General features: G+C 62.5%; 17 protein-coding genes and 1 riboswitch. Of the genes, 16 read left to right on the top strand and 1 reads right to left on the bottom strand.

What is annotated here, in order from left to right:
* Positions 1-127: 127 nt before the first annotated feature.
* The 3 genes from hda (at position 128) to BUE92_RS26910 (ending at position 2,355) form a co-directional block, all read left to right on the top strand.
* Positions 128-832 carry a DnaA regulatory inactivator Hda gene (gene hda, locus BUE92_RS26920; RefSeq protein ID WP_073527143.1) on the top strand — a complete coding sequence of 235 codons (705 nt, stop codon included), beginning with the start codon at positions 128-130 and terminating at the stop codon, positions 830-832.
* Between the two features lie 209 nt (positions 833-1,041).
* The gene (locus BUE92_RS26915) at positions 1,042-1,671 is read left to right on the top strand and encodes a C40 family peptidase (protein WP_073527142.1); all 630 of its coding nucleotides are present in this window, start codon (positions 1,042-1,044) and stop codon (positions 1,669-1,671) included.
* Positions 1,672-1,815: 144 nt separating this feature from the next.
* Positions 1,816-2,355, top strand: a complete 540-nt coding sequence (locus tag BUE92_RS26910) for a C40 family peptidase (protein WP_073527141.1) — start codon at positions 1,816-1,818, stop codon at positions 2,353-2,355.
* Between the two features lie 134 nt (positions 2,356-2,489).
* Here BUE92_RS26910 and BUE92_RS26905 read toward each other — a convergent pair whose 3' ends face one another.
* The gene (locus BUE92_RS26905; RefSeq protein WP_073527140.1) at positions 2,490-3,803 is read right to left on the bottom strand and encodes a PQQ-dependent sugar dehydrogenase; all 1,314 of its coding nucleotides are present in this window, start codon (positions 3,801-3,803) and stop codon (positions 2,490-2,492) included.
* Between the two features lie 99 nt (positions 3,804-3,902).
* Positions 3,903-4,149: riboswitch (cobalamin riboswitch) on the top strand.
* Between the two features lie 79 nt (positions 4,150-4,228).
* Here BUE92_RS26905 and cobO point away from each other — a divergent pair.
* From cobO to BUE92_RS26835, 13 genes are all read left to right on the top strand, one after another.
* Complete coding sequence (cobO, locus tag BUE92_RS26900) at positions 4,229-4,840, top strand: cob(I)yrinic acid a,c-diamide adenosyltransferase (RefSeq protein WP_073527139.1); 612 nt, start codon at positions 4,229-4,231, stop codon at positions 4,838-4,840.
* Positions 4,837-6,219 carry a cobyrinate a,c-diamide synthase gene (locus BUE92_RS26895; RefSeq protein WP_073527138.1) on the top strand — a complete coding sequence of 461 codons (1,383 nt, stop codon included), beginning with the start codon at positions 4,837-4,839 and terminating at the stop codon, positions 6,217-6,219. The genes cobO and BUE92_RS26895 overlap by 4 nt, the downstream gene beginning before the upstream one ends.
* Positions 6,216-6,866, top strand: coding sequence for a 5,6-dimethylbenzimidazole synthase (gene bluB, locus BUE92_RS26890; protein ID WP_073527137.1), 651 nt, complete (start codon positions 6,216-6,218; stop codon positions 6,864-6,866). The genes BUE92_RS26895 and bluB overlap by 4 nt, the downstream gene beginning before the upstream one ends.
* Entirely contained in the window at positions 6,863-7,771 is a 909-nt protein-coding gene (gene cbiB, locus BUE92_RS26885; protein ID WP_072447489.1) for an adenosylcobinamide-phosphate synthase CbiB, read from the top strand. The genes bluB and cbiB overlap by 4 nt, the downstream gene beginning before the upstream one ends.
* On the top strand, positions 7,764-8,753 hold the full coding sequence (gene cobD, locus BUE92_RS26880; RefSeq protein WP_073527136.1) for a threonine-phosphate decarboxylase CobD: 990 nt from the start codon (positions 7,764-7,766) through the stop codon (positions 8,751-8,753). The genes cbiB and cobD overlap by 8 nt, the downstream gene beginning before the upstream one ends.
* Positions 8,750-10,201, top strand: coding sequence for a cobyric acid synthase (locus tag BUE92_RS26875; protein ID WP_073527135.1), 1,452 nt, complete (start codon positions 8,750-8,752; stop codon positions 10,199-10,201). Before cobD ends, BUE92_RS26875 begins: the two co-directional genes overlap by 4 nt.
* A gap of 544 nt (positions 10,202-10,745) precedes the next feature.
* A complete protein-coding gene (gene cobU, locus BUE92_RS26865; protein ID WP_073527134.1) occupies positions 10,746-11,267 on the top strand; it encodes a bifunctional adenosylcobinamide kinase/adenosylcobinamide-phosphate guanylyltransferase in 522 nt (173 codons plus the stop codon).
* Positions 11,264-12,319 (top strand): nicotinate-nucleotide--dimethylbenzimidazole phosphoribosyltransferase, encoded by a 1,056-nt coding sequence (cobT, locus tag BUE92_RS26860; protein ID WP_073527133.1) that lies wholly within the window; start codon positions 11,264-11,266, stop codon positions 12,317-12,319. The genes cobU and cobT overlap by 4 nt, the downstream gene beginning before the upstream one ends.
* The gene (gene cobC / locus BUE92_RS26855; RefSeq protein WP_073527132.1) at positions 12,316-12,891 is read left to right on the top strand and encodes an alpha-ribazole phosphatase family protein; all 576 of its coding nucleotides are present in this window, start codon (positions 12,316-12,318) and stop codon (positions 12,889-12,891) included. Before cobT ends, cobC begins: the two co-directional genes overlap by 4 nt.
* Before the next feature lie 2 nt (positions 12,892-12,893).
* Entirely contained in the window at positions 12,894-13,622 is a 729-nt protein-coding gene (locus BUE92_RS26850; RefSeq protein WP_073527131.1) for an adenosylcobinamide-GDP ribazoletransferase, read from the top strand.
* 42 nt (positions 13,623-13,664) lie between these two features.
* The gene (locus tag BUE92_RS26845) at positions 13,665-14,069 is read left to right on the top strand and encodes a MarR family winged helix-turn-helix transcriptional regulator (protein ID WP_034128336.1); all 405 of its coding nucleotides are present in this window, start codon (positions 13,665-13,667) and stop codon (positions 14,067-14,069) included.
* 54 nt (positions 14,070-14,123) lie between these two features.
* A complete protein-coding gene (locus BUE92_RS26840; protein ID WP_014719382.1) occupies positions 14,124-15,332 on the top strand; it encodes an MFS transporter in 1,209 nt (402 codons plus the stop codon).
* Positions 15,333-15,482: 150 nt separating this feature from the next.
* Entirely contained in the window at positions 15,483-16,031 is a 549-nt protein-coding gene (locus tag BUE92_RS26835) for a glutathione peroxidase (RefSeq protein WP_073527130.1), read from the top strand.
* Positions 16,032-16,094 lie beyond the last annotated feature (63 nt).

Genomic DNA, 16,094 nt, shown 5'->3' with positions numbered 1-16,094 from the left:
GCCGGGTTAACGCAAACCTTTGATTTTGCTTGTGGTCTGCTGCATTGTGCGCCCGGCGTCACGGGTATAAACTTTGCAAACTTTACATAGAGGCCACTAACGGTTCGATGGGAGCCGTTCAGTCAGCATGAAACCGATTCAGCTGCCCCTAGGTGTGCGTCTGCGTGATGACGCTACCTTTATCAACTACTACCCAGGCGCCAATGCCGCTGCACTCGGCTATGTGGAGCGGCTTTGCGAAGCCGACGCCGGGTGGACTGAAAGCCTGATCTATCTGTGGGGCAAGCATGGCGTGGGGCGTACCCACCTGCTGCAAGCCGCTTGCCTGCGTTTCGAGCAGACGGGGGAGCCGGCAGTCTACCTGCCCTTGGCCGAGTTGATGGACCGCGGGATCGGCATCTTCGATAACCTTGAGCAATATGAACTGGTGTGTCTCGACGACCTGCAGGCAGTGGCCGGCAAGGCGGAGTGGGAAGAGGCGCTGTTTCATCTGTTCAACCGCCTGCGTGACAGCGGCCGGCGCTTGCTGATCGCCGCGTCCACCTCGCCGCGTGAACTGCCGGTGAAGCTGGCTGACCTCAAGTCGCGCCTGACCCTGGCGTTGATCTTCCAGATGCGCCCGTTGTCCGACGAGGACAAGCTGCGCGCGCTGCAACTGCGTGCTTCCCGGCGTGGCCTGCACCTGACCGATGAAGTCGGGCACTTTATCCTCACCCGCGGCACCCGTAGCATGAGCGCGCTGTTCGATTTGCTTGAGCAACTCGACCAGGCTTCCTTGCAGGCGCAAAGAAAATTGACGATCCCTTTCCTGAAAGAAACCTTGGGTTGGTAAGGTCTTGATTTTCCATATTTCGGCATTTTCAAGGCGTCAGAAAACCTGCGTTTGAGCCTGAAGGGCTACGCAACTGAAGCGATAAACGGGATCACGGCTTAGATGGCATAGTCGAAACGATAAGTCACATAGATCGCGATTGAATTTGCAAATCGATGTGATAGAGGGCATAGTCTCGGCTTCTTTACACATCAGCCACGGTCGTGCCCATGCTAAATCGCTTCGCACCCCTCGTGCCTCTCGCACTCGTTACCCTGTTGTTTGGTTGCGCCTCCCACCCTCAACAGGTGGCAGAACAGCAAAAACCACAGGTTCAAAATCAGGCAAAGTTCGTTGCTGCACAGTCTGCTTCTGTTTATGAAGAAGAGGTGGCAACCGAAAAAGAACTCGCCGAACTTTCCGATAACAAGCCATACCAGTTGCCTCTTCTGGCCGACAGCATCCTTGAGCGCGGCATGTCCTTGATCGGTACCCGTTATCGTTTCGGCGGCACCTCGGAAGCCGGTTTTGATTGCAGCGGGTTCATTGGCTACCTGTTTCGTGAAGAGGCCGGTATGAACCTGCCGCGCTCCACGCGCGAAATGATCAACGTGAATGCACCGTTGGTCGCACGCAACAACCTCAAGCCCGGTGATCTGCTTTTCTTTAGTACCAGTGGCCGCGGTCGTGTCAGCCACGCCGGTATCTACCTGGGCGATAACCAGTTTATCCACTCCAGCAGCCGCCGCAGTGGTGGTGTTCGGGTCGATAACCTGGGTGACAGCTACTGGAGCAAAACCTTCATCGAAGCCAAGCGCGCACTCGCCATGGCCCCGACTACGGTTACCGCTAGTAAGTAAAGTTAAAGTGATACTTGAAGTTTGACGTGTAAGCGCTAGAATCCCTGGACATTGTTGTCATCCGTTCGCGCGAGCTTTGCTTGCGCGTTCTGGTTTTCAACGTTCGGCAGCGAAAGCCGCATCCAGACCAGGATTGTTCTGCACATGTCGACCTCGGCCCGCCTGATGCTTATTGTTTGCGCCGCGCTGCTCAGCGCCTGCGCCAGTCGTACACCGCCGCCCGCGCCTGTCGCGGTCAAGCCCAAGCCGGTGTTCAACTACACCACCCAGAATTTCTCGCCGGCTGCCGAAGACGTGCTCTTCCGTGCGCTGGGCCTGGTCGGCACGCCTTATCGCTGGGGCGGCAACACACCGGACTCGGGATTTGATTGCAGTGGCCTGATCGGCTTTGTATTCCGCGACGCTGCCGGCATCTCATTGCCGCGCACCACCCGTGAATTGATCGTGATGCGTGCCCAGGACGTCAGCGAACAAAACCTGCAAACCGGCGACCTGCTGTTCTTCGCCACCGGTGGTGGTTCGCGGGTCAGCCATGCGGGCATCTATGTGGGGGAGGGCCGCTTCGTACACGCGCCGCAGACCGGCGGTACAGTGAAGCTGGATACGCTGTCCAAAGCGTATTGGCAGAATGCCTACCTGAGTGCCAAGCGCGTGTTGCCAGGGAATCTGGCGCGTAACCCCTAGCCGAATACAGCACCCGATGTGGGAGCGGGCTTGCTCGCGAAGGGGGAGTATCAGTCGATAAATTTTCTGACTGAACCACCGCTTTCGCGAGCAAGCCCGCTCCCACATTGTTTTTGTGGCGCTGTTCAAATGGACTATTTGGCAGCTGAAACCCGCCAAACCTTATTGCCCACATCATCGGCCACCAGCAAATCCCCCTGCCGGTCAATCACCACGCCGACCGGCCGGCCCATGGCTTTCTCATCGCTATCAAGAAACCCCGTCAGCACATCCACAGGTTGCCCTTTCGGCTGGCCCCCTTCGAACGGAACGAAAATCACCTTGTAGCCACTGTGCGGTTTGCGGTTCCAGGAACCATGCTGGCCGATAAATGCGCCATTACTGAAGGGGGCGGGAAGTTTGCTGCCTTCGGCGAAGGTCAGCCCCAGCGACGCAGTATGAGGGCCAACCGCGTAATCGGGAGCGATGGCCTTGGCGACCATGTCCAGGTTCTGCGGGGTGACACGCACATCCACATGCTGGCCGTAATAGCTGAATGGCCAGCCGTAGAAGCCGCCATCCTTGATCGAGGTGATGTAATCCGGCACTAGATCACTGCCGATTTCATCGCGCTCGTTGACTGCCGTCCACAGCTTGCCGCTCTGTGGTTCCCAAGCCATGCCGTTGGGGTTGCGCAGGCCGGAGGCAAAAATGCGGTGTTGGCCGCTGGCGCGGTCGACTTCCCAAATGGCGGCGCGACCCTGTTCGGCTTCCAGGCCGTTTTCGCCGACATTGCTGTTTGAGCCGACGCTCACGTACAGCTTGCTGCCGTCCTGGTTGGCCACCACATTTTTGGTCCAATGGTGGTTCAAGGGGCCACCGGGTAAATCCACCACCTTGGTGCCTGGGGAGGTGATTGCGGTTTCACCCGGTTGATAGGGGAAGCGCAGCAACTTATCCGAATCGGCCACATACAGATCGTTGCCCACCAAGGTCATGCCAAACGGCGAATTGAGGTTCTCCAGGAACACCGTGCGAGTTTCTGCCACACCGTCATGGTCGGCATCGCGCAGCAAGGTAATACGGTTCGGGCTCGGCACCCCGGCGCCAGCGCGATCCATGACTTTTTCCATCACCCAGCCGCGCAGGCCTTTGGCATCGTCCGGCTTGGGCGGTGCATTGGTCTCGGCCACCAGCACGTCACCGTTGGGCAGCACGTAGAGCCAACGAGGGTGATCCAGGCCTTCGGCGAACGCGGCCACTTGGGTGCCGGCGGCGGCGACGGGCTTGGCGCCTTCGGGCCAGCCGACGGCCGGGGCGATATTGACGGTTGGGATCAGCGTCTTGTTCGGCTCCGGCAGCCTGGGCGAGGGACCGGTGCCATCGGCGACCTGCAGGGTCGAGCTTTCGCCGCACGCGGCGAGGCTGCCTGCAAGCATGATCAGTAGGGCAAGTCGGCTTTTAGGCATGGTTTTCTCCTTGATACCTGTAGGGGTAGAGAAGCACGAACGGCAGATGGTTCAAGTACAAGGCCAGCTTTAATTGACGCTCCACCCCCAACCCACTAACCTTCGCGGCTTGTTCCAGGTGCTCTGTGGCGCGCGCGTCGACAGAGTGAAACAGGGAAGCCGGTGAGTGAGCGCACTTGTACACAGTGCCGCCGCGATTCCGGCGCTGCCCCCGCAACGGTAAATGAGTCAAGACGGTGCTGTTTGCCACTGTATCGCGTGCGATATGGGAAGGCGCACCCTCGGCTGCTTGCTATCAAAAGCGCCACTCATGAGCCCGGAGACCGGCCTTGAACATTCAACAGCATCACGGTGGGCGATGCTTGGCTGTCTGTTTTTTCTTTTTCCTGCCCGCCGTTTTTGTCCAGCCCCAACGGAGAGCTGCCATGACTGATTCCCCCGACCGCGACGAACGCCACCTGGCGCGCATGCTGCGCAAAAAAGCCGTGATTGACGAGCGCATCGCCAATTCCCCCAACGAGTGCGGCCTGCTGCTGGTGCTGACCGGTAACGGCAAAGGCAAGAGCAGTTCGGCGTTCGGCATGTTGGCCCGGGCCATGGGCCATGGCATGCAATGCGGTGTGGTGCAGTTCATCAAGGGGCGTAACAGCACCGGCGAAGAATTGTTCTTCCGCCGCTTCCCCGAGCAGGTGCGGTTCCATGTGATGGGCGAAGGCTTCACCTGGGAAACCCAGGATCGCCAGCGCGATATCGCCGCTGCCCAAGCGGCTTGGGCGGTGTCCCGGGCCATGTTGAATGACTCCTCCATCGGCTTGGTGGTGCTGGACGAACTGAACATCGCCCTCAAGCACGGTTACCTTGACCTGGATCAGGTACTCAGCGACCTGCAAGCCCGCCCGCCCATGCAGCATGTGGTGGTCACCGGCCGTGGCGCCAAGCCTGAGCTGATCGAAATGGGCGACACCGTCACCGAAATGGGCATGCTCAAGCACGCGTTCCAGGCCGGTATCAAGGCACAGAAAGGCGTCGAACTTTGAATCAGCCCCGTCATTGCCCGGCCGTATTGATCGCCGCTCCGGCGTCCGGCCAGGGCAAAACCACGGTCACCGCCGCGCTGGCGCGTTTGCACCGCAACCTGGGACGCAAGGTGCGCGTGTTCAAATGCGGGCCGGACTTTCTCGACCCGATGATCCACGAGCGTGCCAGTGGCGCGCCGGTGTACCAGTTGGACATGTGGATGGTGGGCGAGCAGGAAAGCCGCCGCCTGCTCTGGGAGGCAGCGGGGGAGGCTGACCTGATCCTCATCGAAGGCGTGATGGGCCTGTTCGACGGCACGCCTTCCAGCGCTGACCTGGCGCGGCACTTTGGCGTACCGGTGCTGGGCGTGATCGATGGCACCGCCATGGCCCAGACGTTCGGCGCCCTGGCCCTGGGACTGGCGCGCTATCAGCCCGACCTGCCGTTCGCAGGCGTGCTGGCCAACCGCGTCGGCACCCTGCGCCATGCGCAATTGCTTGAAGGCAGCCTCACCGAGGGCTTGCGTTGGTACGGCGCATTGTCCCGCGAGACCGGCATCGAACTGCCCAGCCGCCACCTGGGCCTGGTGCAAGCCAGCGAACTGAATGACCTTGATATACGCCTGGATGCCGCCGCCCAGGCGTTGGGCAGCAGCTGCGAAGTGGCCCTGCCGCCGCCGGTGACCTTTGCCGCGCCGCAAGTGGTCGAGGCCCAGCCCTTGCTTGCCGGTGTGCGTATTGCCGTCGCTCGTGACGAAGCCTTTGCCTTTACCTACGGCGCCAGCCTGGATCTGTTGCGGGCGATGGGCGCCGAGCTGAAGTTCTTCTCACCGATTCATGATCGGCAACTGCCTGAAGCTGACAGCCTCTATCTGCCCGGCGGGTATCCGGAACTGCATCACCAGGCATTGTCGGCCAATACCTCGATGCTGCACGCCATTCGTGCTCATCACGCCGCTGGCAAGCCACTGCTCGCCGAATGTGGCGGCATGCTCTATCTGCTCGACTCCTTGACCGATGTGGAGGGTACACGCGCCGAACTGGTTGGCTTGTTGCAGGGCGATGCGGTGATGCAGAAGAAACTCGCGGCCCTGGCGCTGCAAAGCGTCGAGCTGCCGGAGGGGGCCTTGCGTGGGCATACCTATCATCATTCCCTGACCAGTACCGAATGGGCGCCGATTGCCCGTGGACTTAGCCCTAACGGCGGGCGCGGTGCCGAAGCGGTCTATCGGCAGGGGCGCATGACCGCGTCCTATGTGCACTTTTATTTTCCGTCGAATCCTGGCGCGGTGGCCGCGTTGTTCGCGCCAGACCTTGAGACCGCTATCGCAGGCAAGCCAGCTCCCACAGGGGAATGCATTCCAAATGTGGGAGGGGGCTTGCCCCCGATGAGGCCATGACTGACAACGCTTTCCCCCAAGCCGATCGCGAGGCCGTCTACCGCGCCATCGCCGAACGCCGCGACATGCGCCACTTCACTGGCGGCAACGTCGCGCCTGAACTGCTGCAGCGCCTGCTCCAGGCCGCGCACCAGGCGCCCAGCGTCGGCCTGATGCAACCGTGGCGTTTTATCCGCATCAGCGACCGCTCGTTGCGCAGCCAGATTCAACAGTTGGTGGAAGAAGAGCGCGTGCGCACCGCCCAGGCTATGGGCGAGCGCTCCGATGCGTTCATGAAGCTCAAGGTCGAAGGCATCAACGACTGCGCTGAGGTACTGGTCGCCGCCTTGATGGACGATCGCGAGCGCCACATCTTCGGGCGCCGCACCTTGCCGGAAATGGACATGGCCTCGCTCTCCTGCGCCATCCAGAACCTGTGGCTGGCGGCGCGTGTGGAAGGGTTGGGCATGGGCTGGGTTTCGCTGTTCGACCCCCAGGCCCTGGCCGAGTTGCTGGGTTTGCCACCTGGGGCAAAACCCCTCGCAGTGTTGTGCCTGGGCCCGGTGGCCGAGTTTTACCCGGCACCGATGTTGCAGCTTGAGGGCTGGGCCGAGCCGCGACCGCTCAGTGACATGCTGTATGAAAACAAGTGGGGAGTGAGTCAATGAGTGTGGCCTTGCTGTGTGTCGCTGCGGTGGCGCTGGATGCGCTGCTGGGTGAGCCCAGGCGCTGGCATCCGCTGGTGGCGTTCGGCAATTTCGCCGGGCGCATCGAGCAACGTTTCAATACTGGCGGGCGTGGCTGGCGCAGCCATGGTGTGACCGCGTGGTTTATCGCGGTGGTGCCGCTGACCCTGCTGGCCACGGCGTTGTCGTGGGCGCCTTATATTGGCTGGCTGCTGGAGATCCTGGCGCTGTACTGCGCCTTGGGCATGCGCAGCCTGGGCGAGCACGTGATGCCAGTGGCCCAGGCCCTGCGCAGTGACGACCTGGACGAAGCGCGCACGCGTGTGAGTTACCTGGTCAGCCGCCAGACCAGCGAACTGGACCGCACTGAAGTCGCGCGCGCAGCCACCGAATCGGTGCTGGAGAACGGCAGCGATGCGGTATTCGCCGCGTTGTTCTGGTTCGTGGTGGCCGGTGTGCCGGGCGTGGTGCTCTATCGTCTGAGCAACACCCTGGATGCCATGTGGGGCTATCGCAATGAGCGCTTTGAGCGCTTCGGCTGGGCAGCCGCCAGGATCGATGATGTGCTCAACTATATTCCTGCGCGTTTAGTGGCTTTAACCTACGCGCTATTGGGTAAAACCCGCCTGGCGCTCAAATGCTGGCGCACCCAGGGCCCGACCTGGGACAGCCCCAACGCCGGCCCGGTGATGGCGGCGGGGGCCGGTGCCTTGGGTGTTGAGCTGGGCGGCGCGGCGATTTATCACGGCGAGGTGCATCAGCGCCCGCCATTGGGCGAAGGCCCGCCGGCCGACGCCGATTCCATTGATCGCGGCTGGCAACTGGTGCAGCGCGGCGTATGGCTGTGGCTGCTGGTTCTGTGCGTGGGGGCGCAAATCTATGCTTGAACATGGTGGTCGGCTGCGTAAGGCCGCGATTGAGTACGGCATTGCCGAAGCGGATTGGCTCGACCTGTCCAGCGGCCTGGCGCCTTGGCCGTGGCCGATTCCCGAGATTCCCTTGCGTGCCTGGGCGCGTTTGCCGGAAACCGATGACGGTCTGGAGAAGGCTGCCAGCGAGTACTACGGCGCCGCCCCATTGCTGCCGGTGCCGGGCTCCCAGGCGGCGATCCAACTGCTGCCGCGCCTGCGTCGTTCCGGCAAGGTCGGCGTGCTTTCGCCCTGTTATGCCGAGCACGCCGAAGCCTGGCGTCGCGCCGGTTATGTGGTGCGTGAAGTGCAGGAGCAGGAAGTCGACTTCTTTCTCGACAGCCTCGACGTGCTGGTGGTGGTCAACCCCAACAACCCCACGGGCTTGAGCCTGAGCCCCCAACGCCTGCTGGACTGGCATGCGCGGCTGGCCCAACGCGGCGGCTGGCTGGTGGTGGACGAGGCATTCATTGACGTGACCCCGGACTTGAGCCTGGCCAGCCATGCCCATCAGGTCGGCTTGATCGTGCTGCGCTCATTCGGCAAGTTCTTCGGCCTGGCCGGCGTGCGCCTGGGCTTTGTGCTGGCCGAGCGCAAGTTGCTCAAGCTGTTGGCCGAACAGGTCGGACCCTGGGCCGTCAGCGGGCCGACGCGGGTGCTGGGTCAAGTGTGCCTGCGCGATACCGCCGGGCATGCCCGCCAGCGCAATCGTTGCATCCAGGCCGGCGAGCGTCTTTGCGAGTTGCTTGAGCGCCGCGGCCTTCAACCCCACGGTGGCTGCGCATTGTTCCAGTGGTTGATTACCCCCCACGCTGAACGGCTGTACGAGTTCATGGCCCAGCGCGGCATCCTGCTGCGCCTGTTTGTGCACAACAGCAGCGTGCGCTTGGGCCTGCCCGACACCGAAGCCGACTGGCTGCGCCTTGACGAAGCCCTGGCCGCCTACAAGGAAGCCACATGACCACGTTGATGGTGCAGGGCACCACGTCCGACGCCGGTAAAAGTACCCTGGTGACTGCGCTGTGTCGCTGGCTGGTACGCCAGGGCGTCGCGGTGGCGCCATTCAAGCCACAGAACATGGCGCTCAACAGCGCGGTGACCGCCGAAGGCGGCGAGATCGGCCGTGCCCAGGCGGTGCAGGCCCAGGCAGCCAACCTGGCACCCCACACCGACATGAACCCGGTATTGCTCAAGCCCAACAGCGACACCGGCTCCCAAGTGATCATCCATGGCCGTGCGGTCACCAGCATGAATGCCGTGGCCTATCACGACTACAAAGCCATTGCGATGCAAGCGGTGCTGGCCTCCCACGCGCGTTTGAGCCAGGCCTACCCGGTAGTGATGGTCGAAGGCGCGGGCTCACCGGCCGAGATCAACCTGCGCGCCAATGACATTGCCAACATGGGCTTCGCCGAAGCGGTGGACTGCCCGGTGCTGTTGATCGCGGACATCAATCGCGGCGGCGTGTTTGCCCATCTGGTCGGCACCCTGGAGCTGCTGTCGCCCAGTGAGCAGGCGCGGGTCAAGGGCTTCATCATCAACCGTTTTCGCGGCGATATCGCGTTGCTGCAACCAGGCCTGGACTGGCTCGAGGCGCGCACCGGCAAACCGGTAGTCGGCGTGCTGCCCTACGTGATGGACCTGCACCTGGAGGCGGAAGACGGCATCGACCAGCGCCAGATCAACAAGGCCGCCCAGGTGCTCAAGGTGGTGGTGCCGGTGCTGCCGCGCATCAGCAACCATACCGACTTCGACCCGCTGCGCTTGCATCTCCAGGTGGACTTGCAGTTCGTCGGGCCGGGCCAGGCGATACCTGCCGCTGACCTGATCATTCTGCCGGGCTCGAAAAGCGTGCGCAGTGACCTGGCCTATCTGCGTGCCAACGGCTGGGACACCGCCGTGGTGCGGCATCTGCGTTATGGCGGCAAGGTGCTGGGGATCTGCGGCGGCTTGCAGATGCTCGGCGAGCAAGTCCATGACCCATTGGGCCTGGAGGGGCTTGCGGGCTCCAGTGCCGGCCTTGGGTTGCTGGCGTTCAGCACCACCCTGGAGCAAGAGAAACAACTGCGCAATGTGCGTGGGCGTCTGGTATTGGAAGATGCCGACGTCAGCGGCTATGAAATCCATGCGGGGGTGACCTGCGGCGCTGCCTTGGCAAGCGCTGCGGTACTGCTGGACGATGGCCGCAGCGATGGCGCGCAGAGCCCCGATGGGCAAATTCTAGGCACCTACCTGCACGGCCTGTTCGAGACCCCGGCTGCGTGCAGCGCGTTGCTGCGTTGGGCCGGGTTGCAGGATGTGCAAGAGGTGGATTATCACGGCTTGCGCGAGCGCGATATCGAGCGGTTGGCGGACTTGGTGGAGCACCACTTGGACACCGATTTGTTGCGCAAGCTATGTGGGATCTGACGGTGTTCACGCGATCCAGTTGTGGGAGCTGGCTTGCCGGCGATAGCGGTGGATCGGTGTACATATCCATTGCTGCGGCAACGACCACTTATGGTTCCGCTCTTACAGCGGGTCACTTTTGGAAGGACCCAAAAGTAACCAAAAGGTCCTCGCCCCACCACTCGGCACCTCGCCTAGGCTCGGTGTGCCCTCTCTCCGGCTTGAATCCGTGGGCCGCCGCAATGGGCCATCCCTGGCCCAGTGCGGCTAACCCGGCGTCCTGCCGGGTTACCCACGGATTCAAGCCTGCGTTCGGCCAGCGTGGTTTAACGGGGCGCCTGAGATCAAAATCAAAAGCCTGCGCAAAAGCCGATCAGGTTTCCTGTGGGAGCTGGCTTGCCTGCGATAGCGCTCTGGCGACCGCCTCGTGTCCACCTGGCACGCCACAACTTAACTGTGGGAGCGGGCTTGCTCGCGAATGCGGTGGGTCAGCCATAGGTGCATTCACTGATGCACCCTATTGGCGAGCAAACCCGCTCCCACATCGTTTGCCAGGGGCCTTTGCATGTATCAATTAATCCTCGGCGGCGCCCGTTCGGGCAAGAGCCGCTTGGCCGAAAAGCTTGCCGCAGAGAGCGGGCTTGCCGTCATTTATATCGCCACCAGCCAGCCGCTCGACGGTGAGATGAACGAGCGCGTGGCGCTGCACCGCCAGCGTCGCCCCGACCATTGGGGCCTGGTTGAGGAGCCCATCGAGCTGGCGCGTGTGCTGCGCGAAAACGCCGCCACTGATCGCTGCCTGCTGGTGGATTGCCTGACCTTATGGCTCACCAATCTTCTGATGCTCGAAGACTCGGCGCGTCTTGCGTGCGAGCGTGATCAACTGCTGCAAACCCTGGCCTCGCTGCCGGGGGAAATCATTTTTGTCAGCAACGAGACCGGCCTGGGTGTCGTGCCGCTGGGCGAATTGACTCGCCGTTATGTGGATGAAGCCGGTTGGCTGCATCAAGCCTTGGCCGAGCGATGTCAGCGCGTTGTGCTGACGGTTGCCGGCCTGCCCCTGACTTTGAAAGGTACTGCGTTATGACCGATTCCTGGTGGCTCAACCCCTGCAAGGCGGTGGATACCACGGCCCACGAACAGGCGCTGGCGCGCCAGCAGCAGTTGACCAAGCCCGCCGGCTCCCTCGGCCAGTTGGAGGCCCTGGCGGTGCAGTTGGCGAGTTTGCAGGGCCAGGTCAAACCGTCGGTGGATCACCTGTGGATCGCGATTTTTGCCGGCGATCACGGCGTGGTCGCTGAAGGCGTGTCGGCATTTCCCCAGGCGGTGACCGGGCAGATGCTGCAAAACTTCGTCACCGGTGGTGCGGCAATCAGCGTGTTGGCGCGGCAGCTGGAAGCGCAATTGGAAGTAGTTGACCTCGGCACGGTCACGCCGTCCCTGGATTTGCCCGGCGTTCGTCACCTGAATATCGGCGCGGGCACGGCTAACTTTGTCCATGGCCCGGCGATGACCCAGTCCCAGGGGCAACTGGCCCTGCAAGCCGGGCGAGACAGCGCACACCGCGCCCTGGAAGGCGGCGCGCAGCTGTTTATCGGCGGCGAGATGGGCATCGGCAACACCACCGCGGCCAGTGCCTTGGCCTGCGCATTGCTGGATTGCCAGGTCACTGACCTGACAGGCCCTGGTACCGGTTTGAACGCCGCAGGGGTCAGCCATAAGGTCGCGGTCATCGAGCGCGCCTTGGCGTTGCACGCCGGTCAGCGCGGCGATGCGTTGCAAACCCTGTTCAATCTCGGCGGTTTTGAAATTGCTGCCTTGGTTGGCGCCTACCTGGCCTGCGCCCAGGAAGGCATCGTGGTGCTGGTGGATGGGTTCATCTGCAGCGTGGCCGCGCTGGTGGCGGTGCGCTTGAACCCGGCGTGCCGCCAATGGCTGGTGTTCGGCCATCGGGGGGCCGAGCCGGGCCATCGCCATGTGCTGCACAGCCTCGATGCGCAACCGTTGCTGGAACTGGGCCTGCGCCTGGGCGAAGGCAGCGGCGCGGCGTTGGCGGTGCCCTTGTTGCGCCTGGCGTGTGCGCTGCACGGGCAGATGGCGACCTTCGCCGAAGCCGCTGTGGCGGACCGCCCCGCATGACCTTGCGCCTGGACCTGCTGCGCCACGGTGAAACCGAACTGGGCGGCGGCCTGCGTGGCAGCCTGGACGATGCGCTGACAGCCAACGGCTGGCAGCAGATGCGCGACGCAGTGGTGGGGCAAGGGCCGTGGGATCGGCTGATCAGCTCGCCGCTGCAACGCTGCGCTCTGTTCGCCCAGGAGCTGGGGACGCAACTTGCTTTGCCGGTGAGTCTGGAGCCTGACTTGCAGGAGCTTCACTTCGGCACCTGGGAAGGGCAGAGCGCAGCCGCGTTGATGAACACGGATGCCGAAGGGCTGGGCTTGTTCTGGGCCAACCCCTATGGCTTCACGCCACCGGAGGGTGAGCCTGTCATCCAGTTTTCCGAGCGCGTGCTTGGCGCTGTCGCCCGGCTGCATCAGGCCTATGCGGGTCAGCGGGTGCTGTTGATCAGTCATGGCGGTGTGATGCGCCTGCTGCTGGCTCAGGCGCGAAGGTTGCCTCGTGAGCAACTGCTGAATGTCGAAGTGGGTCACGGCGCCTTGTTCGGCCTGCAGGTTGAAGCCGATGGCGTGTTGAAGGAAGGACGCTGACGATGCTGCCGTTCTGGATCGCCCTGCAATTTCTCAGCAGCCTGCCCATTCGCTTGCCGGGCATGCCGCAGCCTCAAGAGCTGGGCCGTTCGTTGCTGTTTTATCCGTTGGTAGGGTTGCTGTTCGGCGTGCTGTTATGGGGCCTCAACCAGGTGTTGCAGGGTGCCCCGTTGCTGTTGCACGCCGCATTGCTGCTCACGGCCTGGGTGTTGCTCAGCGGTGGCCTGCACCTGGACGGCCTGGCCGACAGCGCCGATGCCTGGCTGGGCGGTTTTGGCGATCGCGAGCGCACCCTCAGCATCATGAAAGACCCGCGCAGCGGCCCCATTGCGGTGGTCACCCTGGGGCTGGTGCTGCTGCTCAAGTTCAGTGCCTTGGTGGCGTTGATCGAGCAACACAATGGCGCCGCCTTGATCCTGGCGCCCCTGATCGGACGCGCTTCGATGCTGGCGCTGTTTCTCACCACGCGCTATGTGCGGGCGGGCGGATTGGGCCAGGCACTGTCAGACCATCTGCCGCGAATTGTCGGCCAACAGGTGCTGATCCTCAGCGGGTTGGCCTGCATTCTGATCGGCGGTTTCAGCGGCGGCATCGCGGTGTTGCTGGCCGCCCTGTGTTTCGTATGGCTGCGCCAGTTGATGGTCAAGCGTCTGGGCGGCACCACGGGCGACACTGCTGGCGCACTGCTGGAGCTGCTTGAAGTCGCGGTGCTGGTCGGGCTGGCGCTGTAACCCTTTCTTGCAATTGGTTAACTCCGGGTATATACACGCTCTATGCTTGCCTCCCAATGTTTATGCACCAACCTGCGACGTGCCGCTCGTGGCGTCAGCAGGCACTACGACGGCGCTCTCGACGGCTTCGGGATCAACGTTGCCCAGTATTCTTTGCTGTGCAACCTGCAGCGCCTCGATCAACCGAGCATTTCCAGCCTGGCGGACGCCATGGGCCTGGATCGCAGCACCCTGGGGCGCAACCTGCGCGTCCTGGAAGGTGAGGGGCTGGTGCAGTTGGTGGAGGGCGACGATTTACGCAATCGCCTGGTAGTGTTGACTGCCACGGGGCAAGAGCGGCTGACTGCCGCGTTACCGGCCTGGGAAGCGGCGCAACAGAAATTGATTGATAAGCTCGGCGCCGAAAAGCGCGAAATGTTGTTGGCCTTGCTGGATGAACTCGCCTGAACGGCGGTTTGTTCGACTACAAGCGGGTATATACCCGCGAACGGAGAATAAGAAATGACCTCGATGTGGCGCACCAGTGGTTGGGTCCTTTTAGGGAGTGCGCTGATCCTGGCGTTGTCCTTGGGCGTACGGCATGGCTTTGGCCTGTTCCTGGCGCCGATGAGCAGCGAATTCGGTTGGGGGCGTGAAACCTTTGCCTTTGCCATCGCCTTGCAGAATCTGATCTGGGGCTTGGCGCAGCCGTTTACCGGGGCCTTGGCCGACCGTTTCGGCGCGACCAAGGCGGTGTTTGTCGGCGGGGTGTTGTACGCCGTCGGCCTGGTGCTGATGGGCATGTCTGACTCTGCCTGGTCACTGTCGTTGAGCGCAGGCTTGCTGATTGGCATTGGCCTGTCCGGCACCTCGTTCTCGGTGATCCTCGGCGTGGTCGGCCGCGCCGTAGCGCCCGAAAAACGCAGCATGGCCATGGGCATTGCCAGTGCGGCAGGGTCGTTCGGCCAGTTCGCCATGGTGCCCGGCACCCTCGGCTTGATTGGTTGGCTCGGCTGGTCGGCAGCGTTGCTGGCGCTGGGCTTGATGGTGGCGTTGATCCTGCCGCTGGTCGCCATGCTCAAGGACCGGCCGCTGGCGGTCACGGTGGGCCAGCAAACCCTGGGCGAAGCGCTGAAAGAGGCCTGTTCTCACTCCGGCTTCTGGCTGCTGTCGTTCGGCTTTTTTGTGTGCGGTTTCCAAGTGGTGTTTATCGGTGTGCACTTGCCGGCGTACCTGGTCGACCAGCACCTGCCAGCCACGGTGGGCACCACGGTGCTGGCCTTGATTGGCCTGTTCAACGTATTTGGCACCTACACGGCGGGTTGGCTCGGTGGCCGCATGTCCAAGCCGCGTCTGCTCACCGGCTTGTACCTGTTGCGGGCGGTAGTGATTGTGTTGTTCCTGTGGGCGCCGGTCACCGAAGTCACGGCGTATCTGTTTGGCATGGCGATGGGATTCCTGTGGTTGTCCACGGTGCCGCTGACCAATGGCACCGTCGCGACCCTGTTTGGAGTGCGTAACCTCTCGATGCTCGGCGGGATTGTGTTTCTGTTCCACCAGCTTGGCTCGTTCCTCGGCGGGTGGCTGGGCGGGGTGGTCTATGATCGAACCGGCAGCTACGATTTGATCTGGCAGGTGGCAATTTTACTCAGCCTGCTCGCCGCCGCGCTGAATTGGCCGGTGCGTGAGCGGCCGGTGGCACGTATTCAGGCGCAGATGGAGGCGGCATGAGCATGACAGCGCGTCTTATGCTGTTGGCGGCGGCGCTGGGGCTGTTGCTGCTGGCCTGGTGGGGCTGGCAGCGGGGCGGCCTGGCATTGATGCAACTGGGCATGGCGATCTGCTAAGTTGTGGGTCTGAACTGACTCAAGGACTTTTGACATGCAGATGCGCTGGCTCGCTGTACCCGTCCTGATGGCTATTGGTAGCGTGGCGATGGCCGCCAGTTGCCCACCGTTGCTGGAGGGCCAATTGCCCAAGCTGCGGGCCAAGGAATCCATCGACCTGTGCCAGCAATTCGCTGGCAAACCCTTGGTGATCGTCAACACGGCGAGCTTCTGCGGCTTTGCCCCGCAATTCAAAGGCCTGGAAGCGTTGTATCAGCGCTACAAGGGCGAAGGCCTGGAAGTGATCGGCGTGCCGTCCGATGACTTCAAGCAGGAAGCCAAGACCGGGGAAGAAACCGCCAAGGTCTGCTACGTGAATTATGGCGTGACCTTCACCATGACCGAGCCGCAGAAGGTCAAGGGGCCGGATGCGGTGCATCTGTTCAAGATGCTTGCGCAGCAGGCCGCTGCGCCGAAGTGGAACTTCTACAAGTATGTGGTGGATCGCCAGGGCAATCTGGTTGCCAGTTTTTCCAGCCTGACCAAGCCGGACAGTCCGGAGCTGATCAAGGCGGTGGAACAGGCATTGGCTTCCAAACCCTGATCGCCAGCCAAACAAAAGCCCCGCCTCCTTCACAGGAGCGCGGGGCTTTTTTTTACGCGTGCG

Source organism: Pseudomonas fluorescens, from assembly GCF_001902145.1.
GTDB classification, from domain to species: domain Bacteria; phylum Pseudomonadota; class Gammaproteobacteria; order Pseudomonadales; family Pseudomonadaceae; genus Aquipseudomonas; species Aquipseudomonas fluorescens_BV.
This window is presented reverse-complemented; position numbering and strand designations above follow the sequence as displayed.